General features: G+C 64.2%; 29 protein-coding genes. 8 read left to right on the top strand and 21 right to left on the bottom strand.

The features are described from left to right. Positions 1–58: 58 nt before the first annotated feature. From NG900_RS02800 to NG900_RS02770, 7 genes are all read right to left on the bottom strand, one after another. Complete coding sequence (locus tag NG900_RS02800) at positions 59–271, bottom strand: DUF2970 domain-containing protein (protein WP_252676454.1); 213 nt, start codon at positions 269–271, stop codon at positions 59–61. Between the two features lie 14 nt (positions 272–285). Then, positions 286–879, bottom strand: a complete 594-nt coding sequence (locus tag NG900_RS02795; RefSeq protein WP_252676452.1) for a cytochrome c oxidase assembly protein — start codon at positions 877–879, stop codon at positions 286–288. 32 nt (positions 880–911) lie between these two features. Next, positions 912–1,043, bottom strand: coding sequence for a cytochrome oxidase small assembly protein (locus tag NG900_RS02790; protein ID WP_252676450.1), 132 nt, complete (start codon positions 1,041–1,043; stop codon positions 912–914). A gap of 52 nt (positions 1,044–1,095) precedes the next feature. Continuing rightward, positions 1,096–2,700 carry a cytochrome c oxidase subunit I gene (gene ctaD, locus NG900_RS02785; protein WP_065858722.1) on the bottom strand — a complete coding sequence of 535 codons (1,605 nt, stop codon included), beginning with the start codon at positions 2,698–2,700 and terminating at the stop codon, positions 1,096–1,098. 52 nt (positions 2,701–2,752) lie between these two features. Beyond that, positions 2,753–4,009, bottom strand: a complete 1,257-nt coding sequence (coxB, locus tag NG900_RS02780) for a cytochrome c oxidase subunit II (protein ID WP_252676448.1) — start codon at positions 4,007–4,009, stop codon at positions 2,753–2,755. 49 nt (positions 4,010–4,058) lie between these two features. Next, positions 4,059–4,589: a DUF2244 domain-containing protein gene (locus NG900_RS02775; RefSeq protein ID WP_252676446.1), complete on the bottom strand. Its 531-nt coding sequence runs from the start codon at positions 4,587–4,589 to the stop codon at positions 4,059–4,061. 194 nt (positions 4,590–4,783) lie between these two features. After that, complete coding sequence (locus NG900_RS02770) at positions 4,784–5,725, bottom strand: methyltransferase domain-containing protein (protein ID WP_252676444.1); 942 nt, start codon at positions 5,723–5,725, stop codon at positions 4,784–4,786. Between the two features lie 107 nt (positions 5,726–5,832). Between NG900_RS02770 and NG900_RS02765 the strand changes: the two genes are divergently transcribed. Together NG900_RS02765 and trmL are read left to right on the top strand one after the other, a co-directional pair. Then, positions 5,833–6,555 carry a phosphoribosyltransferase family protein gene (locus NG900_RS02765; RefSeq protein WP_315862358.1) on the top strand — a complete coding sequence of 241 codons (723 nt, stop codon included), beginning with the start codon at positions 5,833–5,835 and terminating at the stop codon, positions 6,553–6,555. A 133-nt stretch (positions 6,556–6,688) separates the two neighbouring features. After that, positions 6,689–7,159, top strand: a complete 471-nt coding sequence (trmL, locus tag NG900_RS02760) for a tRNA (uridine(34)/cytosine(34)/5-carboxymethylaminomethyluridine(34)-2'-O)-methyltransferase TrmL (protein WP_252676440.1) — start codon at positions 6,689–6,691, stop codon at positions 7,157–7,159. A gap of 24 nt (positions 7,160–7,183) precedes the next feature. On the opposite strand, the gene NG900_RS02755 is transcribed toward trmL, so the two are convergent. The 4 genes from NG900_RS02755 to NG900_RS02740 all read right to left on the bottom strand — a co-directional run bounded on the left by NG900_RS02755 (position 7,184) and on the right by NG900_RS02740 (position 9,674). Next, complete coding sequence (locus NG900_RS02755; RefSeq protein WP_252676438.1) at positions 7,184–8,200, bottom strand: NAD(P)H-dependent glycerol-3-phosphate dehydrogenase; 1,017 nt, start codon at positions 8,198–8,200, stop codon at positions 7,184–7,186. Between the two features lie 84 nt (positions 8,201–8,284). Then, positions 8,285–8,806 (bottom strand): protein-export chaperone SecB, encoded by a 522-nt coding sequence (gene secB / locus NG900_RS02750; RefSeq protein ID WP_252676436.1) that lies wholly within the window; start codon positions 8,804–8,806, stop codon positions 8,285–8,287. 169 nt (positions 8,807–8,975) lie between these two features. After that, positions 8,976–9,233, bottom strand: coding sequence for a glutaredoxin 3 (gene grxC, locus NG900_RS02745; RefSeq protein WP_252676434.1), 258 nt, complete (start codon positions 9,231–9,233; stop codon positions 8,976–8,978). Between the two features lie 18 nt (positions 9,234–9,251). Continuing rightward, positions 9,252–9,674, bottom strand: coding sequence for a rhodanese-like domain-containing protein (locus tag NG900_RS02740; protein WP_252676432.1), 423 nt, complete (start codon positions 9,672–9,674; stop codon positions 9,252–9,254). Between the two features lie 144 nt (positions 9,675–9,818). Here NG900_RS02740 and gpmA point away from each other — a divergent pair, with 144 nt between their 5' ends. The 3 genes from gpmA to NG900_RS02725 all read left to right on the top strand — a co-directional run bounded on the left by gpmA (position 9,819) and on the right by NG900_RS02725 (position 13,139). Then, positions 9,819–10,565: a 2,3-diphosphoglycerate-dependent phosphoglycerate mutase gene (gene gpmA / locus NG900_RS02735; RefSeq protein ID WP_252676430.1), complete on the top strand. Its 747-nt coding sequence runs from the start codon at positions 9,819–9,821 to the stop codon at positions 10,563–10,565. A gap of 115 nt (positions 10,566–10,680) precedes the next feature. After that, positions 10,681–12,297, top strand: a complete 1,617-nt coding sequence (locus NG900_RS02730; RefSeq protein WP_252676427.1) for a S41 family peptidase — start codon at positions 10,681–10,683, stop codon at positions 12,295–12,297. A gap of 68 nt (positions 12,298–12,365) precedes the next feature. Further along, a complete protein-coding gene (locus tag NG900_RS02725; protein WP_252676425.1) occupies positions 12,366–13,139 on the top strand; it encodes a HesA/MoeB/ThiF family protein in 774 nt (257 codons plus the stop codon). Between the two features lie 66 nt (positions 13,140–13,205). On the opposite strand, the gene bfr is transcribed toward NG900_RS02725, so the two are convergent. The 10 genes from bfr to NG900_RS02675 form a co-directional block, all read right to left on the bottom strand. Then, on the bottom strand, positions 13,206–13,685 hold the full coding sequence (gene bfr, locus NG900_RS02720) for a bacterioferritin (protein ID WP_004637092.1): 480 nt from the start codon (positions 13,683–13,685) through the stop codon (positions 13,206–13,208). 157 nt (positions 13,686–13,842) lie between these two features. After that, entirely contained in the window at positions 13,843–14,118 is a 276-nt protein-coding gene (locus NG900_RS02715; protein ID WP_252676423.1) for a (2Fe-2S)-binding protein, read from the bottom strand. 220 nt (positions 14,119–14,338) lie between these two features. Beyond that, entirely contained in the window at positions 14,339–16,090 is a 1,752-nt protein-coding gene (gene ptsP / locus NG900_RS02710; RefSeq protein ID WP_252676421.1) for a phosphoenolpyruvate--protein phosphotransferase, read from the bottom strand. Positions 16,091–16,130: 40 nt separating this feature from the next. Then, on the bottom strand, positions 16,131–16,400 hold the full coding sequence (locus tag NG900_RS02705; RefSeq protein WP_252676420.1) for an HPr family phosphocarrier protein: 270 nt from the start codon (positions 16,398–16,400) through the stop codon (positions 16,131–16,133). Next, entirely contained in the window at positions 16,369–16,824 is a 456-nt protein-coding gene (locus NG900_RS02700; protein ID WP_252676418.1) for a PTS sugar transporter subunit IIA, read from the bottom strand. The genes NG900_RS02705 and NG900_RS02700 overlap by 32 nt, the downstream gene beginning before the upstream one ends. A gap of 119 nt (positions 16,825–16,943) precedes the next feature. Continuing rightward, complete coding sequence (gene gshB / locus NG900_RS02695; RefSeq protein ID WP_252676416.1) at positions 16,944–17,924, bottom strand: glutathione synthase; 981 nt, start codon at positions 17,922–17,924, stop codon at positions 16,944–16,946. Positions 17,925–17,955: 31 nt separating this feature from the next. Then, on the bottom strand, positions 17,956–19,251 hold the full coding sequence (gene gshA, locus NG900_RS02690; RefSeq protein ID WP_252676414.1) for a glutamate--cysteine ligase: 1,296 nt from the start codon (positions 19,249–19,251) through the stop codon (positions 17,956–17,958). A gap of 417 nt (positions 19,252–19,668) precedes the next feature. Further along, positions 19,669–21,207 carry an ammonium transporter gene (locus tag NG900_RS02685; RefSeq protein ID WP_252676412.1) on the bottom strand — a complete coding sequence of 513 codons (1,539 nt, stop codon included), beginning with the start codon at positions 21,205–21,207 and terminating at the stop codon, positions 19,669–19,671. 30 nt (positions 21,208–21,237) lie between these two features. Continuing rightward, positions 21,238–21,576, bottom strand: coding sequence for a P-II family nitrogen regulator (locus tag NG900_RS02680; RefSeq protein WP_252676410.1), 339 nt, complete (start codon positions 21,574–21,576; stop codon positions 21,238–21,240). 66 nt (positions 21,577–21,642) lie between these two features. Further along, complete coding sequence (locus NG900_RS02675; protein WP_252676408.1) at positions 21,643–22,452, bottom strand: TorF family putative porin; 810 nt, start codon at positions 22,450–22,452, stop codon at positions 21,643–21,645. Positions 22,453–22,986: 534 nt separating this feature from the next. Between NG900_RS02675 and NG900_RS02670 the strand changes: the two genes are divergently transcribed. The 3 genes from NG900_RS02670 to NG900_RS02660 all read left to right on the top strand — a co-directional run bounded on the left by NG900_RS02670 (position 22,987) and on the right by NG900_RS02660 (position 25,666). Further along, positions 22,987–23,244, top strand: a complete 258-nt coding sequence (locus NG900_RS02670; RefSeq protein WP_004637064.1) for an accessory factor UbiK family protein — start codon at positions 22,987–22,989, stop codon at positions 23,242–23,244. A 161-nt stretch (positions 23,245–23,405) separates the two neighbouring features. Continuing rightward, a complete protein-coding gene (locus NG900_RS02665) occupies positions 23,406–23,918 on the top strand; it encodes a DUF1269 domain-containing protein (protein ID WP_252676406.1) in 513 nt (170 codons plus the stop codon). A gap of 215 nt (positions 23,919–24,133) precedes the next feature. Beyond that, positions 24,134–25,666 (top strand): YifB family Mg chelatase-like AAA ATPase, encoded by a 1,533-nt coding sequence (locus tag NG900_RS02660; protein WP_252676404.1) that lies wholly within the window; start codon positions 24,134–24,136, stop codon positions 25,664–25,666. The last annotated feature ends 21 nt before the right edge of the window (positions 25,667–25,687 follow it).

Genomic DNA, 25,687 nt, shown 5'->3' with positions numbered 1-25,687 from the left:
TTTTAAGAATTCACTCGATGTTGCCCGGCCCATACTGCGCAGGCCGTCTCCTCAACCTTCAACCAACGACCGCACGCACGATCAGCAACAGCACCACAATAAACAGCACCGCCGCCAGAACGCCTGCGATGATCACGTGCACCGGGTTCAGCTGCGCCATGTCGCGATCGTGATCGCGGCCCTTGCGCACACCGAAGAAGGACCAGAACACCGCCTTCATCGTCTGTGCAAATGACGCGCGTCGCTTGGTCGCTTCCTTCAGTTCGTCCATGTCCTCACGTTCCCTTACGTTCCTTTCGTCGGCATCGCCGGCTTGATGGCGGACGGTGCGTGAATCTCAAAGAAAGTGTAGGACAGCGTGATCGTCTTCACGTCCTTCGGAAGATCCGGATCAATCACAAACACTACCGGCATCTCGCGTGATTCATTGGCCGTTAGCGTCTGCTGCTTGAAACAGAAACACTCGATCTTCTTGAAGAACTCGGTTGCCTGCTTGGGCGCGTAACTCGGGATGGCCTGCGCCTCCACCGTCCGCCCCTCCTTGTTCACCACCTCGTAGACGATCTGGCTGATCTCGCCGGGATGCACATCCATGCTGTTCTTGACCGGGCGGAAGCGGAACGGCCCCTGGCTGTTCGAATCGAATTCCACCGTGATCGTGCGCGTCTTGTCGACCTGCGAGTTGCGCAGCGCGCCGCCATCCTCATCCCGCGTGTTGAGCACGTTGATGTTCGTGACTTCGCAGATCTTCTTGTACAGCGGCACCATCGCGTAGCCAAAGCCGAACATCATCACGACGACCACCGCCAGCTTGCCGAGCATGGAGCGGTTCAGCCCGCGTTCGATGATCTTGTCGTTGGGGTTCGGTGCCTGGCTCATATGCAGTCTTGGTTCAGCGGCCACGTGCCCGGCTAACCGCCAAACACCACACGCTTGAAAATCACACCCAGAAAGAAAACCAACGCGATGGAGCCGAGGATGAATGCCAGGCGACGGTTTGCAGCGCGTTGCTCGGGCGTTGGGCTTTTTTCTGGATTCGACATGGTGGTCCGGAGGATTGCGGAGCCAGCACAAGCGGGCTCCGCAACACCTGCATTACTTCACGTGCGGCGGTTCTTCAAACGTGTGGAACGGCGCCGGCGATGGCACGGTCCACTCCAGGCCTTCCGCGCCATCCCACGGCTTGTCGGCGGCCTTCTCGCCACCGCGGTACGACGGCAGCACCACGAAGAAGAAGAAATACACCTGCATCAGACCGAAGCCCAGTGCACCGATCGACGCCACGGCGTTGAAATCGGCGAACTGCTGCGGGTAATCCGCATAGCGGCGCGGCATGCCGGCCAGGCCCAGGAAGTGCATCGGGAAGAACGTGAGGTTGAAGGTGATCATCGAACCCCAGAAATGGATCTTGCCGCGCGTCTCGCTGTACATGTAGCCCGACCACTTCGGACCCCAGTAGTAGAAGCCCGCGAACAGCGCGAACAGCGAGCCGGCCACCAGCACGTAGTGGAAGTGCGCCACCACGTAGTAGGTGTCCTGCAGCTGGATGTCGATCGGAGCCACGGCCAGGATCAGGCCCGTGAAGCCGCCCACCGTGAACACGAAGATGAAGCCAATCGCAAACAGCATCGGCGTCTCGAACGTCATCGAGCCGCGCCACATCGTGGCCACCCAGTTGAAGATCTTCACGCCGGTCGGCACCGCGATCAGCATCGTCGCGTACATGAAGAACAGCTGGCCAGTGACGGGCATGCCGGTCGTGAACATGTGGTGCGCCCACACGATGAACGACAGGATGGCGATCGACGCCGTGGCGTACACCATCGAGCTGTAGCCGAACAGCGGCTTGCGCGCAAAGGCCGGCACGATCTGGCTGATGATGCCGAACGCCGGCAAGATCATGATGTACACCTCGGGGTGCCCGAAGAACCAGAAGATGTGCTGGTACATCACCGGGTCACCGCCGCCGGCGGCCGAGAAGAAGCTCGTGCCGAAGTGACGATCGGTCAGCACCATGGTGATCGCGCCTGCCAGCACCGGCATCACGGCGATCAGCAGGTAAGCGGTGATCAGCCACGTCCAGCAGAACATCGGCATCTTCATCAGCGTCATGCCGGGCGCGCGCATGTTCAGGATGGTCACGATGATGTTGATCGCGCCCATGATCGACGAGGCACCCATGATGTGCACCGCGAAGATCGCCATGTCCATGCCCGGGCCCATCTGCACCGACAGCGGCGCATAGAGCGTCCAGCCGGCAGCCGTAGCGCCGCCCGGCGCGAAGAACGAGCCCACCAGCAGCAGTGCCGCCGGCGGCAGCAACCAGAAGCTGAAGTTGTTCATCCGCGCAAAGGCCATGTCGGATGCGCCGACCTGCAGCGGGATCATCCAGTTCGCAAAACCCACGAAGGCCGGCATGATCGCGCCGAACACCATGATCAGGCCGTGCAGCGTGGTGAACTGGTTGAACAACTCCGGGTGGAAGAATTGCAGGCCCGGCTGGAACAACTCCAGGCGGATCAGCAGTGCCAGCGTGCCGCCCGAGAGCAACATCATGAACGAGAACAGCAGGTACAGCGTACCGATGTCCTTATGGTTGGTCGCAAACAGCCAACGGCGCCAGCCGTGCGGATGGTCGTGCGCGTGGTCGTCTCCATGACCGTGCGCGTGATCTTGCGGGTGCGTAACAGCGGTGCTCATCGAAGAACTCCTTGGATTCGTTTCCTTACGCAGACGATCGGCAGACGATCAATCAGCTAGCGCTGCGGTCTTGCGCCGCATTCACTTGTTGGGTGGCCACCTTGCCGGCGGGCTCAGCAGCGGCAGTCTTGGCGCCGCCGCCTTCGGGCATCTTGCCGCCGCGTGCGTCCTTCACTTGCGACGGCTGCAGCAGGTCACCGGTATGGTTGCCCCAGTTGTTCCGTTCGTACGTGATGACGGAGGCGATTTCCACATCGTTGAGTGCCGAGGCCCAGGGCGGCATTGCAGCCTTGCCGTGCAGCACGATATCCACGTGGCCGGCCAGCGGGCCGTTGGCGATCTTCGAGCCGTCGAGCGCCGGGAACGGGCCGCCGCCCTTGCCGTTCGGCTGGTGGCAGACCGCGCAGTTGGCGGTGTAGACCTTCTCGCCACGCGACTTGAGTTCTTCCAGCGTGTAGGTCTTGTTCGGATCATCAGCCTTGGCGGCCAATTCCTTCTTCTTGCCGTCGACCCACTTGGTGTAGTCGTCCTGCGAAACCACGCGCACGACGATCGGCATGAAGGCGTGTTCCTTGCCGCACAGCTCGGCGCACTGGCCGCGGTACACGCCGACCTTCTCGGCCTTGAACCACGTGTCGCGCACGAAGCCCGGAATCGCATCCTGCTTCACGCCAAACGCAGGGATCATCCACGAGTGGATCACGTCGTTGGCGGTGGTGACGATGCGCACCTTGCGGTTGACCGGCACGACGAGTTCGTTGTCGACCTCGATCAGGTACGTGGTGCTCTTGGGCGCCTGGTTGTTGATCTGATCGCGCGGGGTGGTGAGCGTGGAGAGGAACGAGATGCCCTCGCCTTCGCCCTTCAGGTAGTCGTAACCCCACTTCCACTGGTAGCCGGTGGCCTTGATGGTGAGGTCGGAATTGGTGGTGTCCTTCATGGCGACCACGGCCTTGGTGGCCGGCAGCGCCATCCCGATCACGATCAGGAACGGCACGATGGTCCAGATAATTTCAACCGTGGTGCTTTCGTGGAACGTCGCCGGCTTGTGGCCGACCGACTTACGGTGCTTGAAAATGGAGTAGAACATCACCCCGAATACACCGATGAAGATCACGATACAGATGATCAGCATCATCCAGTGCAGCCAATGAATCTCGGCGGCGATCTTGGTGACCGGAGCCGTGAGATTGAGCTGCCGCACTGCGGGGCCGCCCGGCATGTCTTCCACTGCCTGGGCCGTTTGACCGAGGGCGAGGAGAGAACCTGCCGTCAGCAAACTTGCCAATGTCTTGTTCAACATTTTCATTTTTCGTTGTCCCACAATTTACAGATTCCACTCTGCCCCGGTGCGAGGCTCACGGAACGTGGGGTGGCGACCCAAGCTCCAAACACCGGGAAAGCTCGTCTGCGAAACGCCGCCGGCCAGCAGGATCGAGAAATCTTCCCACTCGCACGACGCGCCCGCTCGAACACAGCGCGACCTGCTCTCGCAGCGGGTCCTCCAGCTCCACCCGCACCCAGCGCGCGTTGAAGACCTGGCGTACCCGTCGGCTCGCGAAGGCCTGTTCGACCACCAGCGCATCTTCGTCCAGCCAGACGTGCTCGTAATCGGAGGCGTGGCGGGCATAGTACAGCAATGCCCATCCGAGAATCGCGACCTCCAGCCCCGAGAAAGGCAACACCATCCACGCACCTTGCCAGGCAAAGAACGAAGCGATCACGAACGAGAGAATGACAATCGAGAGGTAGAACCAGCCGACCTGGCGAGGTGAAAGCGAGCAGTTTCGCTTCATGAGCCAGTGCTTGCGCGGCGATTCCGGGATGGTGGAGGCGCCGCATGCTGGGTGGAGCGCGGAATCAACGCATACATTCGCAATGTCGTGCATTGAACCACTCCTGCCTCGGATGCATACCCGAACGGTTCGCCCGCGGCAAAAAAACGGGACAGGCCTTTTGGGGAACTGCTGCGACAAACTGGCGCATTATATGGTTGCAATTGACCCCAAACAAGGCAAAGCGCCTTTATGCAAGTCCCGGCTTGACAAGGGCAGTCAATGACGTTTTTGCATCAAGAAGCGTGTCAGGCGCGCGGCTTGCGACCGATCTGATCGACCGGAATCATCGCCCGCCCCTGCTCGTCCAGCGCCTGTCGCGGGGTCGGCGCGAGCTTCCACGCGTGGCCGTAAACGATTTCGAACGTGAGCGGGATCAGCCCGTCGGGATTGCGTTGCGCATCGAGTGCGTCGAATAGTCGCTGCCGCCAGCGCGGCGTATGCAGGCCCGTGCCGGCGAGGCTGCGGCCCGCTTCGTCGGTCAGGCCGGCCATGCCGCCGAGCAGGTGCACGTCGGCCAGCAGCGCCTGCGGTGTTTCATAGGTGATGGTGAGCTGTTCCATGTCCATGACGGGCGTGGACCAGCGGCTATGCACCAGCATGTCGCCAATGTCGTGCATATCGACGAAGCGCAGCGTGTGGACGTCGGCATCAATGCCAGCCAGGGCGCTGCGCAGCTCGCGCAGGGTGTCGGGGCCAAACAGGCTGAACATCAGCAGACCGCCTTCCGTGGTGATGCGGTGCCACTCGGGGAAGATCGCATGCGGTGCCGGGTCCCAGTGCAGCGCTAGGTTCGACCACAGCAGATCGAACGACGCGCCGGCAAACGGCAGCGCGCGGAAGTCAGCCTGGGCGAAATCAAAGACGGGGCGCTTCTTCAGGAGCCGGCCCAGCCAGCCGGCGTCGGTGCGCTGCGGGTCCAGCTTCTGCGCCCGCGCCAGCATGGAGGACGACCAGTCGACACCGCAGATCTGCGCGTCCGGGTACTGCGCGCGCAGCACCGCCAAGCCTTGCCCCAGGCCGCAACCCAGATCCAGCGCGCGCGCGGGCGCCGCCTTGATATACGACAGCCTGTCCTGCATGCGGCTGCCCACTTCGCGCAGGAGGAAATCCGCGTCGGCGAAACGCGCAGCGCGGCGATCGAAAGCGCGCCGCAGGGCGGCAGGACGAGCAAGGACGGGGTCGGACATCGGGAAGACGGGCAGGATGCTGCGGTCGCCAAGTATACCGGCCCGCAGTTTGAGGCGCCGTCCGATAGCGCAATGGCCGCAAATCGGCTTGGATAGCGGCTTTTTACATGCTCAAACACGCGTTATCGGTATGGTTTCGCACCGGCCTGCGCCATCTGCTGCCGTGCACGTGCGCGCTATGCGGCGCCGTTCAGCGCGAGCTGTTATGCGATGGCTGCATGGGTGATCTGGTCCCGTTACTGCACACGCGGCGCTGCGTCCAGTGCGCGATTGCGCTGCCACCACGGTACGCCGCCCGGCATTGCCGAACCTGCCTGGCTGGCGCCCCCGACTTTGATGCGACCGTCGTCATTGCAGATTACGGCTGGCCGCTCGACCACCTGGTTACAGGATTGAAATTTCGGGGGCAGCTGCCGCTGGCGGCCTGGCTGGCCGAACGCCTGGGCGATGCTCTCATTGCCGCGCCGGGCCGGTTGCCGGACATGCTGCTGCCCGTGCCGCTGTCCTCGGCGCGTCTGCGCTCACGCGGGTACAACCAGGCCTGGGAGATCGCCCGACGGCTCGAGCGGCAATTGGGCATTCCTGCTCACGCCACGGCCCTGCGCCGCGTGCGCGACAACCCCGCCCAGGCCACGCTGGACCGCGCCGAGCGACTGGCTAACCTGCATGGCGCATTCGTCGTCGAAGCGCCGGCGAGCATCGCGGGGCGTCACATCGGCGTGGTGGACGACGTGATGACCACCGGCACCACGTTGGGCGAGATCGCCACGCAGCTCAAACGCGCGGGCGCCATCCGCGTCACCAACGTCGTTGCCTTGCGCACGCCCTGATTGCGTGCTTGTGCGACATTGTGTCGCGGCACATGTGCCAAGCTGTGGCGGGGTGACAACCCTTCCCAATGTGGATAAGCTCGCCGCCGCAATTGCGCCACCCAATCCCGCGACCTTCGCCCGCCGCCTGATCATGTTCAACGTCGTCCTCGTCGAGCCCGAAATCCCGCCCAATACGGGCAATGTGATCCGCCTGTGCGCCAACACGGGCGCACAGCTGCATCTGATCGAACCGCTGGGTTTTCCGCTCGAAGACGCCCGCATGCGCCGCGCGGGCCTGGACTATCACGAGTACGCGACGATGCGCGTGCATGCCGACTGGGAGGCTTTCCTGCGCGATGCGCAGCCCGATCCGGCGCGCATGTTCGCTCTCACCACGCGCGGCTCCACGCCGTTTGCCAGCATGGCGTTCCAGCCGGGCGACTGGTTTGTCTTCGGCTCGGAAACACGTGGGCTGTCGGAAGAACGGCGTGAGTGGTTTCCCGCGTCGCAGCGCATCCGCCTGCCGATGCGGCCTGACAACCGCAGCCTGAATCTGTCGAATACCGTGGCGGTGGTGGTGTTCGAGGCGTGGCGGCAAAACGGGTTCGCGGGCGGCGCCTGACACAGCCGCCACCCGGCGCAGAGCCTAGCGCGCGGATTCGGATTTGGCGTCGCGTTGCAGCAGGCGCTCCACCGCGCGCGCCGGTGCCAGCCCGCCAAACAGGACTTCGCAGACAGTGAAGGTGATGGGCATATCCACGCCCTTGGCGCGCGCCAGGGCGGCCACAGCCTGCGCGCAGCGCACGCCTTCTGCGACGTGGCCCAGGCTGTGCAGGATGTCGTCGAGCGTGCGGCCCTGCGCGAGCTGCATGCCCACCGTGCGGTTGCGTGACAGATCGCCCGTGGCGGTCAGCAGCAGGTCACCCATGCCGGTCAGCCCCATGAACGTTTCCGGCCGACCGCCGAGCGCCAGCCCCAGGCGCGTCATCTCGGCCAGTCCGCGCGTCACCAGCGCGGCACGCGCGTTCAGGCCGAGGCCCAGTCCGTCCGCCGCGCCGGTCGCAATGGCCAGCACGTTCTTGACCGCGCCGCCCACTTCCACGCCGACCAGGTCATCGCTCGCATACACGCGCATCGCGTGATGGTGGAAGCCGCGCTGCGTAAGCTTGCACAGCGCCTCGCTCGATGACGCCACCGTCAGGGCGCACGGCAAACCCTGTGCGACCTCCTTGGCGAAGCTCGGACCCGACAGCACGCCGACCGACAGATCGGTGCGGCCCGTCTGCTGAAGGACATCGGCGACGATGGCGTGCGGCAGTGCGCTGGTCTCCGGGTCGAAACCCTTGCACAGCCAGATGACGTTGCGCACGCTGCCATATTCAGCAACCGTGCGCGCCAAGTCGGCCAGCCCCGCGACGGGCGAGGCGATGACGGCCAGCCCGTCATCACCGGCCGCATGGTCGAGCGCGGCTTGCAAATCGGCATGGAACCGGAGCGACGCCTGCAGCGCGATGCCCGGCAGATAGGTTGCGTTGACGTGCGTGGCGGCCATCTGCGCGACGAGGTTGGCATCGCGCCCCCACAGCACGACGTCGTGCGATTGCGCGGCATGGCTGGCCAGGGCAGTGCCCCAGGCGCCGGCACCCAGAACGGAAATTCGCATGCGCGTGTTCAACATCGGTCAGACAAAAAAATACCCGCGCAAGCGTGCGGCTGGCGCGGGCTTCTGGCGCGGTGCGCCTCGTATTTAGTGCGTGGCCTTCGAGCCGTCCGGCATCACCAGACCCGCGTTGCCGCCGGCAGCTTGCGCTTCTTCCATGGCGGCCGCCAGGCGCTGCTCGTACAGGGCCTGGAAATTGATCTCGGCCAGGTGGATCGGCTGGAAGCCTGCGCGGCCGATGGTGTCGGCAATGTTCGAGCGCAGGTACGGGTACACGATGGTCGGGCAGGCGATGCCCAGCAGCGGGTCCATCTGCTCGGCCGGCACGTTGCGGATGTCGAAGATGCCGGCTTGCTTGGCTTCCACCAGGAAGGCGACCTTTTCCTTGACCTTGGTGGTGACCGTACCGATGACGACCACTTCAAACACGCCTTCGGCCAGTTGCGAAGCGGACACGTCCACCTGCACTTCCACCGTCGGTTGCTCTTGCTCAAGGAAGATGTGCGGCGAGTTCGGCTGTTCCAGCGACAGGTCCTTCAGGTAGACGCGCTGAATGTTGAAGAACGGCTGGCCATCCTGGCCCGGTTGCTGTTGTTGCTGGTCGCTCATGACTCGCCTTCAAATAGATGTGTGGTCAGTGCGCGCCGGATGCGGCCCGACGCGCAAGACGCGTATGGTACATGACGCCATGCTGCCCGCCATTGGGAGCCGGCCTAAAAGTACAACGCCCGGTCGACCCGGGCGTTTGGTGCGGCGCTTTGGTGCGGCGCGGTGGCGCTTATGCCGCCAGCAGCGGCACCAGACCACCCTCGCGGTCCAGTGCAGACAAGTCATCAAAGCCGCCGATGTGGCGGTCGTCAATGTAGATCTGCGGGACGGTGCGGCGGTTCGTGCGCGTCATCATCTCTTCGCGCCTGCCGGGCTCTCGGTCGATCAGGATCTTCTCGATCTGCTCGACACCACGCTGCTTCAGGAGTCGTTCCGCTGCCACGCAATAGGGGCAGACGGTGGTGCTGTACATGACCACGTGCGCCATACTTCAAACCTCGTTTCTTTATTTCACAACCGGAAGACCGGCCTGCTGCCAGGCGGCCAATCCGCCCTCGAGCGAATACACCTCACTGTAACCGGCCTGCTTCAGGACTGCTTGCGCCCGCCCGGCGCGCTGGCCGGTCTGGCATACGAGGATGATGGGGGTCTCTTTGTTCTTTGCAAGGCCGGCTGCCTTGCCTTCCAACTCACCGAGCGGCGCGTGCTTGGCTTGCGGCAGATGGCCGGCGGCGTATTCACCGCTTTCGCGCACATCCACCACCACGGCATTGCGACGGTTGATGAGCTGGGTGGCCGCCGAGGCGCTCACCTTGGCACCACCGCCGCCCGCAATGCGGCGCTGGATGGGCGCCCAGATCAACAGCAGGCCCGAAACGATGGCGACGGCAAGCAGTGCGAGGTTGTTGTAATCGGCGAAGAACTTCACGGTATCGGTTTCCTGGATGGGTCGGCTGGGCCTCATCCGAACGGTTCGGAGGGCCAACGCCGGCGGCATTATAAAATAGCCGGTTTCGGCGGCCGTACGATGAATGGCCGCGTGCAGGTTTTCTCACTTCTCATCATGGCAGTCATGCATAAGCTCGTCCTCATCCGCCACGGCGAATCGACGTGGAATCTGGAGAACCGCTTCACCGGCTGGGTCGACGTCGACCTGACCGACACGGGCGTCGCCCAGGCCCGCCAAGGCGGCCGCCTGCTGCGCGAAGCCGGCTTCACCTTCGACCTGGCCTACACCTCGGTGCTCAAGCGCGCGATCCGCACGCTGTGGCACGTGCAGGATGAAATGGACCTGATGTGGATCCCGACCCGCAACGAATGGCGCCTGAACGAGCGCCACTACGGCGCGCTGTCGGGCCTGAACAAGGCCGAGACCGCCGCCAAGTTCGGCGACGAGCAAGTCCTGATCTGGCGTCGCAGCTACGACACGCCGCCGCCCGCCCTCGAGCCCGGCGCTGAGAACGACGCCTTCGGCAACCCGCGCTACGCGGGCCTGTCGCGCGAGCAGGTACCCCTGACCGAATGCCTGAAGGACACCGTGGCCCGTGTGATGCCGCTGTGGGAGGAGTCCATCGCCCCGGCCATCCAGAGCGGCAAGCGCGTCGTCATTGCCGCGCACGGCAACAGCATCCGCGCGCTGGTGAAGTACCTGGACGGCATTTCCGACGCAGACATCGTCGGCCTGAACATCCCCAACGGCACGCCGCTGGTGTACGAGCTCGACGCCAACCTCAAGCCGATCCGCCACTACTACCTGGGCGACCAGGAAGCGATTGCCGCGTCGCTCGCGGCGGTGGCCAGCCAGGGCAAGTCGAAATAAGGCGTAACAAGGCGCTGGGCACCTCAACGCCTTTATACTGTCGAAGCCTGTAACCCGGGATGAGCGCAAGCCCTCCCGGGTCATGTTTATCTATTGTTCCCACCGTCCTCGACACATGCGAACTTCGCTCAAGAACATCAGCCTGATCGCCATTGGCCTCGTCACCGGGGTTCTGGCGACGCTCCAGCTCTCCGCCACCGCGCAGAACGCGACGGTCGGGCCGCTTCCGCTGGAGAAGCTCAGGCTCATGGCCGACATCTTCGGCCAGATCAAGCGCGAATACGTTGAGCCGGTGGATGACGACAAGCTGCTGACCGAAGCCATCAAGGGCATGGTCGCCAGCCTCGACCCGCATTCGGCCTACCTGGACAAGAAGGACTTCCAGGAGCTGCAGGAAGGGACCCAGGGCCGCTTCGCCGGTCTGGGCATCGAGATCTCGCAGGAAGAAGGCCTGGTCAAGGTCATCAACCCGATCGAAGACACCCCCGCCTTCCGCGCCGGCGTGCAGCCGGGCGACCTGATCACCCGTATCGACGACAAACCCGTGCGCGGCATGCCGCTGGAGCAGGCTGTCAAGCGCATGCGCGGCGCGCCGGGCACCAAGGTCACGCTCACGATCTACCGCAAGAAGGAAGAGCGCACCTTCCCGCTGACGATCACCCGCGCGGAAATTCAAGTGCAGTCGGTCAAGGCCAAGATGCTGGACAACGGCATCGCCTGGGTGCGCATCACCAGCTTCCAGGAACGCACCGTGCCGGACCTGGCCAAGAAGCTGAACGACCTGGCCAAGCAGGACGGCCACCTGAAGGGCCTGATCCTGGATCTGCGCAACAACGGCGGCGGCGTGCTGCAAGCCGCAGTTGGCGTATCGGCCGCATTCTTGCCGCCGGACGTGACGGTGGTCTCGACCAACGGCCAGGTGCCGGATGCCAAGCGCACATACAAGGCGACCTTCGCCAACTACCGCCTGAGCAACTTCGATTCCGACCCGCTGGCGGGCCTCGACCCCGAGTTCAAGACCGTGCCGATCATCGTGCTGACCAACGCCTACACGGCCTCCGCCTCGGAGATCGTGGCCGGCGCGCTGCAGGATCACCACCGAGCCAAGACGATGGGCAAGACGACCTTCGGCAAGGGCTCGGTGCAGACGGTGCGTCCGCTGTCGAATGACACCGGCATCAAGCTGACCATTGCGTACTACTACACGCCGTCGGGCAAGTCGATCCAGGCCAAGGGCATCCGCCCGGATATTCCGGTTGACCAGAACCCGGACGGCGACCCGGACGACGCGCTGATCACCCGCGAGATCGACACCGAGCGCCACCTGCACAACAAGCAGGAGTCGGAAGAGAGCGAGATGACCGAGCGCGAAAAGCGTCGCGTCGAAGAGCTGCGTCGCCTGGAAGAAGAAAACGCCAAGAAGACGCCCGAGCAGCGCGAGAAGGAACGCAACAAGAAGCCGATCGAGTTCGGTTCGGCTGACGACTTCATGCTGCAGCAGGCCGTTGCCGACCTGAAGGGTCAGCCGGTCAAGCGCTCGAAGTCGGTGCTGGAGAGCGCCGCTGCTGCGGTGCCAGACAAGGCGGTGAAGTCGCCGGCGGCCAAGGAATCGAGCAACCCTGCGAAGCTGCCCAAGGGCAAGGCCGCGCCGGCTTCCGAACCGGCAGCACCGAAGCCCAACGTTCCGGCCAGCGGTGTAATCCCTGCACCGGAGCCGAGCGGCGCCCGCTGAGACACACATCGGCCAACACTGGCAAACTTAGAGGCCGTGCACTGCACGGCCTTTTTCATTGCACCGCCATGAACGACGATCAACTGCTGCGCTACTCCCGCCATATCCTGCTCGACGAAATCGGCATCGAGGGGCAGACACGCCTGCTTGAGGGCCATGCGCTGGTCATCGGCGCGGGTGGACTGGGTGCCGCGGCCCTGCCCTACCTTGCGGCAGCGGGAATCGGCACGTTGACCGTCGTCGACGACGACACGGTCGACCTGACCAACCTGCAGCGCCAGATCCTCCACACCACCGAATCGGTCGGGCAGCCGAAGGTAGCGTCAGCACAAGAGGCCATCGCCCGGCTGAACCCCGATGTACGCGTGAATGCCGTGCAACGCCGGCTTGATGCCGAGGCCATCAGCGCCCTGCTGGCTGGGGCCAATTCGAGCGTGAGCGTGGTGCTGGACTGCTCCGACAACTTCGCCACGCGCCAGGCCACCAACCTCGCCTGCGTGCGTGCGGGCGTGCCGCTGGTGTCGGGGGCGGCCATCCGTTTCGACGGGCAGATCAGCGTGTTTGACAGCCGCGCTGGCGGCCCTTGCTATGCGTGCCTGTTCCCACCCGACGAGCCCGCCCCGGAAGTCGCCTGCGCAACGATGGGCGTGTTCTCGCCGCTGGTCGGCATGGTGGGCACCGTGCAGGCGGCCGAGGCGCTCAAGCTGGTCGCCGGTATAGGCCGCTCGCTGGCCGGGCGCCTGCTCATGCTCGACGGCCTGTCGATGGAATGGACGACGATGCGCGTGGCGCGCCAAGCGTCGTGCCCAGTCTGCGGCGCAGCGCACGAAAACTCGCACTGATGCGCCCAAACGCAGGCAAGAAAAAAGGCGGCCAAGGCCTCCTTCTTTTTTGCCCTCTGACGAGGCTTACTCGCCCTCGGGCTCCATCTGCGACTGCAGATAGTTCTGGATACCCACCTTGTCGATCAACTCCAGCTGCGTTTCCAGCCAGTCGATGTGCTCTTCGGTGTCGTCCAGGATGTCGACGAGAATTTCGCGGCTCACGTAATCCTTGACCGATTCACAGTAGGCGATGCCCTCGACCACCGTGCCGTGCGCGGCGCGCTCGAGCTTCAGGTCGCACTCAATGATTTCCTTGGTGTCCTGGCCGATGAAGATCTTGCCGAGGTCCTGCAGGTTAGGCAGGCCGTCGAGCATCAGGATGCGCTCGATCAGGCGATCGGCGTGCTTCATCTCGCCGATCGACTCCTTGTATTCGTGATCCCCAATGCGCTTGAGCCCCCAGTGGCCGTACATGCGCGCGTGGAGGAAATATTGGTTGATGGCAGTCAGCTCGTTCTTGAGCTGGGCGTTCAGATATTGGATGACCTTCTTATCGCCTTTCATTCTTGGGGCTCCAGCAAAGTGCAACTGCAGTGATGGACGCACGCATGCGTCCGTTCAAGGCGAGCCCGGAGCCTGACCCAAGAAACAGCACATGCCGCCGAGGCTGAGCGCCCGGGCGGCAGATCGCGGCGAAAACAGACAGGGGGAAAACGGGGAGTCAGGCAGCCAACGCGCTGGCCGAGACGGCTTGGTCGTTGGCGACGGGCTCGTCGCGACGCTCGATTATGGCATGCGTGCTTGCGCGGCCCAACACTTGGTCGACGGGGATGCAGCTCACCGCTTCGGCGAGCACCTGCTTGGCGCAGTCCCGGCATTGTCCGCAGCAGGTACCCACGCCGAGCGTTTCGGCGAGTTCGTCCATCGTCGACACGCCCAGACGGGCGGCGCCATGGATTTCGCGGTCGGTCACTTGGTTGCAGATGCAGACGTACACGGTATTCCTCCGCAGCGCTCAGGACGCGCTGTGAGACCAGAATAACAGAGAATGGAAATGAGAACAATTCTTGTTCGACCCCATCCGGACAAGAGGGCCATGCAGGTGCGCGCCAGCCGTCTTTCCATCGAAAGACGTGAAATTTCAATCACTTAACGAGAGAATGCCCAGCAAGGGGCGATGCGCCAGCGCAACGGCCGGCGCGTGAGACAGGCGGAGATCAGACGCGTGCCAGGGCTGCCAGGGCGTCTTGGATTTCGGTGGGTTCGCACGCGTGCAGCAGGCGGTCGGCCTCTCGCATCAGGCGTGGCCGATCGGCGCGCAAGATCTGCTGCTTGACGCTGAGCAGCTGCGACGGGTGCATCGAGAACTCGGTGAGACCCATGCCGAGCAGCAGGCGGGTCATGGTGGCGTCACCGGCCATCTCGCCGCACACCGACACCGGCTTGCCGGCCAGATGCCCTTCGCGGATGGTGCGCGCGATCAACTGCAGCACCGCCGGATGCAGCGGGTCATACAGATGCGCGACGGCGTTGTCGGCGCGGTCAATGGCGAGCGTGTATTGGATCAGGTCGTTCGTGCCGATCGACAAGAAATCCATGCGCTTGAGGAACACCGGCAGGATCAGTACGGCCGCCGGAATCTCGATCATGGCGCCGACTTTGATCGACGGATCGTAGGCCAGGCCATCTGCGTCGAGCGAGGCCTTGGCGCGCGCCAGCAGTTCCAGTGTCTGATCGATCTCGCGCGCGTGTGCGAGCATCGGCACGAGAATCTTCACCGGCCCGAAAGCCGAGGCCCGCAGCAGCGCGCGCAGTTGCGTGAGGAACATCGCCGGCTCCGACAGCGACCAGCGGATCGCACGCAGGCCCAGCGCCGGATTGGGCGCGGTCTCGAACACGTCGTCGCGGACGTCCAGCGGCTTGTCGGCGCCGATGTCGATGGTACGGATCGTGACAGGCAGGCCCATCATCGATTCAACTGCCATGCGATACGCGCGGAACTGCTCTTCCTCATCGGGTAGGGCGCCGCGCCGGCCCATGAAGAGGAATTCTGAGCGGAACAGGCCCACGCCCACGGCGCCCGCCTTCACGGCGGTGGCGGAGTCCTCGGGCATCTCGATGTTGGCGAGCAGGTCGATCTGCGTGCCGTCGAGCGTGACAGTGGGTGTGTGGCGCAAGCGCTCGAGACGCTTCTTCTGCAACTCGCTCTCGCTGCGCCGGTGGCGGTATTCCTCGAGGATGGAGGCGCTCGGATCGACGATGACGATGCCGTTGTCGCCATCGATGACGATGACGTCATCCTGGCGGATCAGCGTGCTGGCGTTGTGCACGCCCACGGCGGCCGGAATATCAAGGCTGCGCGCCACGATGGCGGTATGCGAGGTGCGGCCGCCCAGGTCGGTCACGAAGCCGGCAAAGGTCTGACCGCGGAACTGCAGCATGTCGGCCGGCGCGATGTCATGCGCCACAACGATCATGCCGGCATCCGGATCGCAGCCGACGGCCACCGGGGCAGGCGCCAGCGCGGGCGCGCCGGCCAGCACCTTCAAAATGCGCTCGACCACCTGCTCGATGTCTGCCTTGCGTTCACGCAGGTACTCGTCTTCGATTTCACCGAACTGGCGGATCAGCTCTTCGAGCTGCGTTGTGAGCGCCCACTCTGCGTTGTAGCGGCGCTGGCGAATCAACGTCTCGGGCACCTGCGAGAGCAACGCGTCATCCAGGATCATCGCGTGCACATCGAGGAAGGCGCCCATCTCTTCCGGCGCATCGACGGGCAGGTCGCCCTTGAGCGAGATCAGCTCGGCCCGCACGGTGGCACGCGCACTGCGCAGGCGCTCGACTTCGGCATCGAGCTTGTCTTCGTCGACAAGGTAGTGCGACACATCGAGTGCCGCACGCGCCAGCATGTGGGCGCGGCCGATGGCGATACCGCGCGAGACCGGAATGCCGTGCAGGGTAAAGGGCATAGAGCGCTGGCCGAGGGCGGCGGTGAGTTGGACTGGCGGGCTATTCGCCTTCGCCGAAGCGGTCGTTGATCAGGGCGACGAGGCCATCCATGGCAGCCTGCTCGTCGGGGCCTTCGATCTCCAGCGAGACGGTGGAGCCAATACCGGCGGCCAGCATCATCACGCCCATGATGCTTTTGGCGTCGACCTGGCGGCCGTTGCGCGACATCTTGATCTGGCTGTCGAACTTGCTGGCGAGCTGCGTGAGTTTGGCGGAAGCGCGGGCATGCAACCCGAGCTTATTGATGATGGTGATATCCCTCTGCAGCATATTTATCCGGATGGTTGGCAACCTGGTTCTGAACGGCTGTCGAGCCGACCTGCAGTACGCCTTGCGCGCCGCCGGCAAGAGCCTTGGCAGCGAGCTGATCCAGCTTCTCGGTGCGGTAGCAGATGGCGCGCACCAGCATCGGCAGGTTCACGCCGGCCAGCACGCGCACCCGGCCCGGATCGGCCAGGCGCGAGGCGATGTTGGCGGGCGTAGCCCCGAAGATGTCGGTCAGCACCAATGCGCCGTTGCCTTCAATGAGTCCGGCGAGCTTGTCGCGCGCCTGGGCCAGCACGGTAGCCGGCTCGGCATCGGGCAGGACGTCGATTGCATCCAGCCGCTCGGGCTGGCCGCAATACACGTGTGCAGCGCAATCGCGCAGTGCGCTGGCCAGCGGCGCATGAGCGATGATCAGAATCCCTGCCATGATCGAAAAGCGAATCGGTATGACGCCGATTGTATCAGGGCCATTTGCGGCGATCGTGCGCCGGTGTGGCGAATCGCCTCCTTGCGGAGGCCTCTCAGCGAAGGGGCCGTGCCGCCCCGTCAGGCTGGCTTACGCCCCAGTCCGCTGCCCTTGCCCACGGCGCGCTCCAGCGCATCGATGAACATCCCCGCCACGTTGAAGCCCGTCTGCTGGGTGATTTCCTGAAAGCACGTCGGGCTGGTGACGTTGACTTCGGTGAGGTAGTCCCCGATGACGTCCAGGCCAACCAGCAGCAAACCGCGCTGCCACAGCACCGGCGCAAGTGCATGTGCAATCACCTGATCACGCTCCGACAGCGGCTGCGCGCGCCCGGTTCCCCCTGCCGCCAGGTTGCCGCGCACTTCACCGGCCATCGGCACGCGTGCCAGCGAATGCGGCACCGGCGATCCGCCGATCAGCAGGATGCGCTTGTCGCCGTCGCGGATGGCCGGGATGTACTGCTGGGCCATGATCGTGCGCGCGCCGTTGTCGGTCAGCGTTTCGATAACGGCGCCGAGGTTCATGCCGTCCGGCCCGACGCGGAAGATGCCCGCGCCGCCCATGCCGTCGAGCGGCTTGAAGATGACGTCGCCTTGCTCCGCGTGGAAATCGCGCAGGCGCTTGGCATCGCGCGACACGATCGTCGGCACGGTGAACTCGCGAAACTGCGCAATCGACAGCTTCTCGGAATGATCCCGAATCGCCTGCGGCTTGTTGAAGATGCGCGCACCCTGCCGCTCGGCGATCTCGAGCAGCCACGTGCTGGTGACATACTCCATGTCGAAGGGCGGGTCCTTGCGCATCAGCACGGCGTCAAAGCCGGTGAGCGGCAGCAGGCGTGCGTCACCCGCGCGGTACCAGTCGTGCCCATCGTCTTCCTTGCCGGTCAGGGCAATGGGCGTGGCGACGGTTTCCACCACGTTGCCCGCCAGCGTGAGTTGCGACTGCAGGCACGTGAAGATGGCGTAACCGCGCGCGGCCGCCTCGCGCATCATCGCGAAGGTGGAATCCTTGTAGATCTTGAACGTCGACAGCGGATCGACGATGAACAGGATGCGCATGGCGGTTCCTTCTACAGCGTGGTACGGCTGATCAGATCAGCGGGTTCGGATCGGTCTTCTCGAGTTCGAGCGACGCGGCCAGCAGCGCCAGGCGCGCCACCACGCCGTACATATAGAAGCGGTTCGGCTCGCCGGCGCCCGGCTTGGCATGGCTGTCCGGCAGCGAGTTCGACGCAAACGGCAGCGGCACGAAATGCATGCCCGGCGCGTTCAGATTTTCGTCCACGCCGCGGCCCGTGTGAACCCGGTAGAAACCGCCCACCACATAGCGGTCGATCATGTAGACGACGGGTTCGGCCACGGCCTCGTTGATCTTCTCGAAGGTGTGCACGCCTTCCTGCACGATCACTTCGGAGACCTCCAGGCCCTCCTTCACCACGCTCATCTTGTTGCGTTCTTTCCGGTTCAGGCCTTTGACCTCGGACGGATCGCGCACGGTCATCACGCCCATGCCGTAGGTGCCAGCGTCGGCCTTGACCACCACGTACGGGGTCTCGGTCACGCCGTATTCCTTGTACTTCTTGGCGGTCTTCTTGAGCACCGTCTCGACCGCATGGGCGAGTTCTTCCTCGCCGGCGCGCTCATGGAAGTCCAGCCCGCTGCACTTGGTGAAGTACGGGTTGACCATCCACGGGTCGATGTCGATCAGCTTGGCAAACTTCTTGGCCACCTCGTCGTAGGCGGCAAAGTGGTTGGTCTTGCGGCGCTGCGACCAGCCCGCGTGCAGCGGTGGCAGCAGATATTGCTCGTTGATGTTCTCGAGGATGGGCGGCACGCCGGCTGACAGATCGTTGTTCAGCAGGATCGAACACGGATCGAAATCCTCCATGCCGAGGCGGCGGCCCTTGGTGCCGATGCGCTTGATCGGCTCGACCACGAGGCGCTGGCCATCAGGCAAATCGATCGCGGTCGGCTCGGTAATGTCGTCAGAAAGCGAACCCAGGCGCACGTTCAGGCCAGCCTGGCGCATGATCTGCGACAGGCGTGCGACGTTCTGCAGGTAGAACATGTTGCGCGTGTGGCGCTCGGGGATCAGCAGCAGGTTCTTGGCGTCGGGGCAGATCTTCTCGATGGCGGCCATGGCGGCCTGCACGGCCAGCGGCAGCATCTCGGGCGCCAGGTTGTTGAAGCCACCCGGGAACAGGTTCGTGTCGACCGGCGCGAGCTTGAAGCCGGCGTTGCGCAGATCGACGGAACAGTAGAACGGCGGCGTGTGTTCCTGCCATTCGAGGCGGAACCAGCGTTCGATGGCGGGCGTGGCGTCGAGAATCTTCTGCTCGAGCTCGAGCAGCGGCCCGTTCAGCGCGGTGATCAAGTGCGGAACCATACCCTTCCTATTGATGTTATTTATCGCCCACTCCGATTGTAGAGGAACAGGCAATAGCTTGCAGACAGCCCGCCAACGATAGCGGGCTATCGATATGCGGTCGGAAGGCGGTTTCGCAAGAGGAAGTGTGCGGCACTGCACAAAGCCACACAAAAAACGCGGACAAAAAAAAGCGCGGGGCTGCCGCGCTTGGGGAATAGCCTGACAGATACGGGGAGCGTTCTGCAGGTGGAGGAAACCACGTCTGCAATGTAAGCGCCCGCATAACGAGAGGCAATTGAAGGTTTTTTACATCGGAATTAAGGGCGCTCGGCTCACCGAACGGCGTCAGGCCGCCATTTCGCCCATAAAACTCGGTGCAATCAGCAAAACCCGGCGCGAGGCCGGGTCTCTTCCTGATTGCGGCGGACGGGACGATCAGTCTTCGTATGCCGTCTCGCCGTGGGACGTGATGTCCAGACCTTCGCGCTCCTCTTCTTCCGGCACGCGCAGACCGACGACGGCGTCGACGATCTTGTACGAGATGAAGGCCACCACGCCCGACCAGATGATCGTGGTCAGCACGCCCTGGAACTGAATCCACAGCTGGCCGGCGATCGAGTAGTCGTCAGCGACCTTGTTGGCAACGTAATCGTAGATGCCGGTGCCGCCCAGGCTCGGAGCCGCGAATACGCCGGTCAGCAGCGCGCCCAGGATACCGCCCACGCCGTGCACGCCGAACACGTCGAGCGTGTCGTCCATGCCCAGCATGCGCTTGAGGCCGTTCACGCCCCACAGGCACAGCAGGCCGGCGATGATGCCCAGCGCGATCGAGCCCATCGGGCCGACGAAGCCGGCTGCCGGGGTGATGGCCACCAGGCCAGCCACCGCACCCGATGCTGCACCCAGCATCGACGGCTTGCTCTTGCCGACCCACTCGCCAAAGCTCCACGACAGCACGGCAGCGGCGGTAGCCAGCAGCGTGTTGACGAAGGCCAGTGCGGCGCTGCCGTTGGCTTCCAGGGCCGAACCGGCGTTGAAGCCGAACCAGCCGAACCACAGCAGCGAGGCACCAACCATGGTCAGCGTCAGGCTATGCGGCTTGAGGGCTTCACGGCCGAAGCCGATGCGCTTGCCGAACAGGAAGGCACCCACCAGGCCCGCCACGGCGGCGTTGATGTGCACCACGGTACCGCCGGCAAAGTCCAGCGCGCCCTTCTGGAACAGCCAGCCCGACTTGGACGTCATCAACTCAGCCGCCTTGGCATCGGTGAAGCCATCCGGACCCGGCCAGAACCAGACCATGTGAGCGATCGGCAGGTAGCTGAAGGTGAACCATAGCACCACGAACAGCAACACGGCCGAGAACTTTGCACGCTCGGCGAAGGCACCGATGATCAGCGCGCAGGTGATCGCGGCAAACGCGCCCTGGAAGGCGAAGTACGCGTACTCCGGCACCACCACACCCTTGCTGAAGGTGGCGGCCACCGAATCCGGCGTCAGGCCCTTCAGGAACAGGCGATCGAGCCCACCGAAGAAGGCGTTGCCCTCGGTGAACGCGAAGCTGTAACCGTAGACGGCCCACAGGATGATGATGAGCGAGAAGATGCCGGTACATTGCATCAGCACCGACAGCATGTTCTTCTTGCGCACCAGGCCGCCGTAGAACAGCGCCAGGCCCGGCAACGTCATCAGGATGACGAAGGCGGTGGAGACCAGCAGCCAAGCCGTGTCGCCCTTGTTGGGGACGGGCGTGGCGGCGGCCGGTGCCGATGCAGCGGCGGGCGCGGCAGCAGCGGCAGCGGCCGGTGCAGCAGCAGCTTCAGACGCCGGAGCGGCTGCAGCGGTGGCAGCAGCGGGCGCCGAGGCCTCCGCTGCCGGCTTGTCCTGCGCGACGGCAGGTGCCGACATCACGGCGCCCGCGAGCACCGCAACAACGGCCCCTGCGGTCAGGAATCGTGTGAACCAGGTTTTCATGTTTTGACCTCTTCCTTGGCAGATTGGGGCTTACAGAGCGTCGCCGCCGGTCTCGCCGGTGCGGATGCGGATGACTTGTTCAACGTCGGCCACGAAGATCTTGCCGTCGCCGATCTTGCCGGTGCGCGCAGACTTTTCGATCGCTTCGACTGCGCGGTCGAGCACGTCGTCGGGCACGGCCACTTCGATCTTCACTTTAGGCAGGAAGTCGACGATGTACTCGGCGCCGCGATACAGCTCGGTGTGGCCCTTCTGGCGACCGAAGCCCTTGACCTCGGTCACGGTGATACCCGACACGCCCACTTCGGACAGCGCCTCGCGGACCTCGTCGAGCTTGAACGGCTTGATGACGGCCATGATGAGTTTCATGCTGGATTCCTCCTCGAATGACGGCGCCCAACTCCTCAACGGGCGCCGCCTCGCCTCATTAGTTGATTAGAAAGTCTTGGTGACCGACAGCAGCGCCGTGGCCTTGCCCATGTAGTTGCCGCGCGTGTTGGTGTAGAAGTCGCGCGATGCGTTGGTGTCGATGTACGCCAGCGATGCCGTCCAGCCGCTGCCGAAGTCCTTCGTCACGCCGACCTTCCAGTCGGTGTACGAGGCGCGCACGGCCTGGTGCGGCACTTGTTGGTAGCCCACGTGCAGGTTCAGCGTCAGGCCCCAGAAGCCGGTGTCGAAGTTGCCCGACAGATCAAAGTACTGGCTGTGGTGCGAATCGGGCGTGCCGAACAGGTTCGAGAACGCGTGCGAGTACTTGAACGTGACCGGGCCGTAGCCGATCTGCGCGTAACCTTCGGTGGTGTGCGGGCGGGTGTAGTCGCCCGGGTAGTTGCCCGGGTAGTAGTACTGCAGCACGCCCACGTCGATGGGCACATCCTTGACGATCTCGGTCTTGTAGCCGCCGTAGAAGTCCATCTCGATCGGCGCCGACACGTTCGGGTTGGAATCCCCCAGCCAGCTGATCGAAGAGTTCCAGTTGCCGACGTAGAAGCCTTCGGGCAGCACGCCGCCCGGAATCGCGTAGTCGACACCGCCCTGGATGGCGGGCTTGTTGTTGGTCTGCATGATGCCGCGGTAGCGGTACTGGCTGGCCAGCGTGACGTTGGCGGTGAGCGCAGGCGCCGGAGCGGGCGCGGCAGCCGGTGCATCGGCGGCGGGCGCAGTCTGGGCAATGGCGGATTGGCACACACCGGCAGCGGCACCGGTCAGTAGCACAAGGCTGGCTGCGTAAGCAAACTTCTTCATAACGGCTCTCCCCCTTTAGACAGTCGCAACGGCGATTGGAAAAAAAATCGCTCCAGTTCTGCAACTGTCATGCCATGTTGATGTCGCCGGATTGGAGGATGTCTTCGGCCAGGGCAAGGGACTGCCCGCGTGACGAAAACCAGGGAAATTGGGGACGGGTCACCATGAGCAACGCGCCCAGCCCGCCAACGGTTGCCGCAGGCGGATTCAGACGACACCGCCCCACGCCGTCATGGCGCGATAAAAGCCGTGTGATAGAGTGAATTCAGCCCCCTGCGAGGCCGACAGATCCCCGTATCCCAAACGGCAGAGGCCTGTTCTGTCCCTGTTTGTGTGGCACTGCCAATGCCGCATCGCAGCGAGATTTGACGCGAAGTGTGCCGTTCAGCGCGCTCAGCCGGTACCATCCGGGCCTGCCGCACTGAAATCACGCGTCAGACCCCGGCCCTCGCACCATGGCACAGCAATTTTTCCGCACAGTTGCGGTGCATGCACCGGATTGGCGCAGGCAGCAGGACCCACGGAGCCAACACCATGAAACCGACCGATCTCTTTTCCGATTTCCAGAACCGCGTGAGCGAAGCGCTGCGCAACTCGCCCGCCGCCGACATCGAAAAGAATGTGCGCGCGATGATGACCCAGGGCTTTTCCAAGCTCGATCTGGTCACACGTGAAGAATTCGACGTCCAGTCGCAAGTGCTCGCGCGCACGCGTGCCCGGCTGGAAGAGTTGGAAACGCGGGTGGCCGCACTGGAGGCGCAGCTCAAATCCGCGGCGCCCGCCGATCAGTAACCCTGCTGCCCGGTGTTGCGCCAGGTGCGCATCTGCGCCGTCGCTGTGCCGGGGGCCGCACCCTTGCTGCGGCGCACAGTAAAAAAGATCAACGCGCCGCCTTGTTGCGGCTGGCGAACTGATCTAGAACTCCTCTAAGGCTCACGCTTGAGGAGAAGATCATGCAGCATCGCCTCTACTTCCTGATGCCGGACGTTGGCAGCGCCCGGCGCGTGATGAACGACCTCCTGCTGGCGCGCATTACCGAGCGCCATATCCACTTCGTCTCCAAACCCGGAGTCGATCTCACCGGCCTGCACGAGGCCAACATCCTTCAGACATCGGACATCGTCCATGCCACCCAGAATGGGCTGGTGATCGGCGGCGGTGCTGGCGTGCTTGCGGGAGTGGTGGCGGCGATCTTCCCGGTCATCGGCGAGGGGCCGCAGTGGGGCATGGTCGGTATCACGACCGTGGTCGGTGCGCTGTTTGGCGCCTGGGCTTCGAGCATGATCGGCAGTTCCGTGCCGAACAGCCGCCTCAAACCGTTCAAGCAGGCGGTGGAGGATGGGCAGATCCTGCTGATGGTGGATGTGCCGCGCTCGCGCATCAAAGAAATCCGCGCGCTACTGGAAAGGACACACCCCGAAGGCCACTTCAGCGGCGAAGATGCGGCCATGCCGGCCTTCCCCTGATCCGATCTGCCGACCGCAAAACCGGAGCCCAGTGCTCCGGTTTTTTTATGCCCGCGTGCCCAGCTGGCGCCGATCGTCAAATTTGGATGCCGGCGAACATGGCGGCACAACGCGGCTGGCACAGTGGCGGGTTCCCCAACCGTCACACACCGTCACGCCATGCTCAGAAGCCTTGCCCTCCGCCTCGTTCGTGATCTCTGTCGGGGGGCCACGCGATGAGCCTCGCTGTCCTGCGTTCGCGCGCGCTGTCGGGCATCGATGCGCCAGCCGTGTCGGTGGAGGTGCATCTGGCGAACGGGTTACCGTCGTTCACGATCGTGGGCCTGCCCGACACCGAGGTGAAGGAGAGCAAGGACCGCGTGCGCGCGGCCATCCAGAACAGCCGCTTCGAGTTTCCCGCCCGGCGCATCACCGTCAACCTGGCGCCGGCGGACCTTCCGAAGGAATCTGGGCGCTTTGACCTGGCGATCGCGCTGGGCATCCTCGCTGCAAGCCGGCAGATTCCGCACACGCATCTGGACGCGCACGAGTTTGCGGGCGAGTTGTCGCTCTCAGGTGATCTGCGGCCGATTCGCGGTGCGCTGGCGATGGCGTATGCGCTGTCGCGCAACCCTGCCCCCACGGATGGCGAAGCGCCGCTTGCCCGCGCCTTCGTGCTGCCCGCCGAAAATGCCGCCGAAGCCGCGCTCGTGAGCGGCACCAAGGTCTTGCCCGCACGCACGCTGATTGAGGTGTGCGACCACCTCAGCGCGCCCGACCGCAAGCTCGCCCCCGCCCTGCCCGCGCCAGTCGAAGCCGACGTCCGCTATCCGGATCTGGCCGACGTGCGCGGCCAGCCGCAGGCGCGCCGCGCGCTGGAGGTGGCGGCTGCCGGTGGCCACTCGATGCTGATGATCGGCCCACCCGGCACCGGCAAGTCGATGCTCGCGCAACGCTTTCCCGGCCTGCTGCCCGACATGAGCGATGACGAGGCGCTCTCCGCTGCCGCCGTGATGAGCCTGACCACGCGCGGCTTCGACGCACGACGCTGGAAGGTGCGGCCCTTCCGTGCGCCGCATCACACGGCATCCGCCGTGGCGATGGTGGGCGGTGGCAATACGCCGAGGCCGGGCGAAATCTCGCTGGCGCATCAGGGGGTGCTGTTCCTCGACGAGTTGCCCGAGTTCGAACGCCGCGTGCTCGAAGTCCTGCGCGAGCCACTGGAGACTGGCCACATCACCATCTCGCGTGCCGCGCACCAGACCGATTTCCCCGCCAGCTTCCAACTCATCGCCGCGATGAACCCGTGCCCGTGCGGCTATCGCGGGCATCCGCTGCGTGCGTGCCGTTGTACGCCGGATCAGGTGGAACGCTACCAGGCGCGCATTTCCGGCCCGCTGCTCGATCGCATCGATGTGCAGATCGAAGTGCCGACGCCCTCGCAGGAAGAACTGCTCGACGGGCCGCCCGGCGAGCCCACGCTCAACGTGGCGGAACGCGTGTCGGCCGCGCATGCCAGACAGCTCGCGCGGCAAGGCAAGCGCAACGCCCTGTTGGCCGGTCATGAGATCGATCTGCATTGCAGCCGCACCGATGCCGCCGACGGCCTGCTGCGCCATGCGATGACGCGCTTTTCGTGGTCTGCGCGCGCCTACGCGCGGGTGCTCAAGCTCGCGCGCACCATTGCCGATCTGGCGGGCGACGAGCAGATCGACGCGGCGCACGTGGGCGAGGCCATCCAATATCGGCGCGGAGTGAAGGCGGATTAGGGTCCACCCCGCGCAAGCGGG

Source organism: Ralstonia soli, assembly GCF_023955655.1.
In the GTDB taxonomy this organism is placed as follows: Bacteria; Pseudomonadota; Gammaproteobacteria; order Burkholderiales; family Burkholderiaceae; genus Ralstonia; species Ralstonia soli.
The sequence above is the reverse complement of the archived record's forward strand: the minus strand, read 5'-3'. Positions and strand labels throughout refer to the sequence as shown.

Excerpts from the sequence above, each read along its gene's own strand:
- NG900_RS02770 (WP_252676444.1), bottom strand. The coding sequence starts at position 5,725 with ATGTCCGACCCCGTCCTTGCTCGTCCTGCCGCCCTGCGGCGCGCTTTC.
- NG900_RS02700 (WP_252676418.1), bottom strand. The coding sequence starts at position 16,824 with ATGGCAGGGATTCTGATCATCGCTCATGCGCCGCTGGCCAGCGCACTG.
- NG900_RS02680 (WP_252676410.1), bottom strand. The coding sequence starts at position 21,576 with ATGAAACTCATCATGGCCGTCATCAAGCCGTTCAAGCTCGACGAGGTC.
- gpmA (WP_252676430.1), top strand. The coding sequence starts at position 9,819 with ATGCATAAGCTCGTCCTCATCCGCCACGGCGAATCGACGTGGAATCTG.
- gshA (WP_252676414.1), bottom strand. The coding sequence starts at position 19,251 with ATGGTTCCGCACTTGATCACCGCGCTGAACGGGCCGCTGCTCGAGCTC.
- NG900_RS02765 (WP_315862358.1), top strand. The coding sequence starts at position 5,833 with ATGCTCAAACACGCGTTATCGGTATGGTTTCGCACCGGCCTGCGCCAT.
- NG900_RS02660 (WP_252676404.1), top strand. The coding sequence starts at position 24,134 with ATGAGCCTCGCTGTCCTGCGTTCGCGCGCGCTGTCGGGCATCGATGCG.
- NG900_RS02685 (WP_252676412.1), bottom strand. The coding sequence starts at position 21,207 with ATGAAAACCTGGTTCACACGATTCCTGACCGCAGGGGCCGTTGTTGCG.
- trmL (WP_252676440.1), top strand. The coding sequence starts at position 6,689 with ATGTTCAACGTCGTCCTCGTCGAGCCCGAAATCCCGCCCAATACGGGC.
- NG900_RS02790 (WP_252676450.1), bottom strand. The coding sequence starts at position 1,043 with ATGTCGAATCCAGAAAAAAGCCCAACGCCCGAGCAACGCGCTGCAAAC.
- NG900_RS02755 (WP_252676438.1), bottom strand. The coding sequence starts at position 8,200 with ATGCGAATTTCCGTTCTGGGTGCCGGCGCCTGGGGCACTGCCCTGGCC.
- NG900_RS02730 (WP_252676427.1), top strand. The coding sequence starts at position 10,681 with ATGCGAACTTCGCTCAAGAACATCAGCCTGATCGCCATTGGCCTCGTC.
- gshB (WP_252676416.1), bottom strand. The coding sequence starts at position 17,924 with ATGCGCATCCTGTTCATCGTCGATCCGCTGTCGACGTTCAAGATCTAC.
- NG900_RS02800 (WP_252676454.1), bottom strand. The coding sequence starts at position 271 with ATGGACGAACTGAAGGAAGCGACCAAGCGACGCGCGTCATTTGCACAG.
- NG900_RS02675 (WP_252676408.1), bottom strand. The coding sequence starts at position 22,452 with ATGAAGAAGTTTGCTTACGCAGCCAGCCTTGTGCTACTGACCGGTGCC.
- NG900_RS02670 (WP_004637064.1), top strand. The coding sequence starts at position 22,987 with ATGAAACCGACCGATCTCTTTTCCGATTTCCAGAACCGCGTGAGCGAA.
- NG900_RS02665 (WP_252676406.1), top strand. The coding sequence starts at position 23,406 with ATGCAGCATCGCCTCTACTTCCTGATGCCGGACGTTGGCAGCGCCCGG.
- NG900_RS02795 (WP_252676452.1), bottom strand. The coding sequence starts at position 879 with ATGAGCCAGGCACCGAACCCCAACGACAAGATCATCGAACGCGGGCTG.
- ptsP (WP_252676421.1), bottom strand. The coding sequence starts at position 16,090 with ATGCCCTTTACCCTGCACGGCATTCCGGTCTCGCGCGGTATCGCCATC.
- NG900_RS02725 (WP_252676425.1), top strand. The coding sequence starts at position 12,366 with ATGAACGACGATCAACTGCTGCGCTACTCCCGCCATATCCTGCTCGAC.
- ctaD (WP_065858722.1), bottom strand. The coding sequence starts at position 2,700 with ATGAGCACCGCTGTTACGCACCCGCAAGATCACGCGCACGGTCATGGA.
- NG900_RS02775 (WP_252676446.1), bottom strand. The coding sequence starts at position 4,589 with ATGCACGACATTGCGAATGTATGCGTTGATTCCGCGCTCCACCCAGCA.
- grxC (WP_252676434.1), bottom strand. The coding sequence starts at position 9,233 with ATGGCGCACGTGGTCATGTACAGCACCACCGTCTGCCCCTATTGCGTG.
- NG900_RS02705 (WP_252676420.1), bottom strand. The coding sequence starts at position 16,400 with ATGCTGCAGAGGGATATCACCATCATCAATAAGCTCGGGTTGCATGCC.
- coxB (WP_252676448.1), bottom strand. The coding sequence starts at position 4,009 with ATGAAAATGTTGAACAAGACATTGGCAAGTTTGCTGACGGCAGGTTCT.
- bfr (WP_004637092.1), bottom strand. The coding sequence starts at position 13,685 with ATGAAAGGCGATAAGAAGGTCATCCAATATCTGAACGCCCAGCTCAAG.
- secB (WP_252676436.1), bottom strand. The coding sequence starts at position 8,806 with ATGAGCGACCAGCAACAACAGCAACCGGGCCAGGATGGCCAGCCGTTC.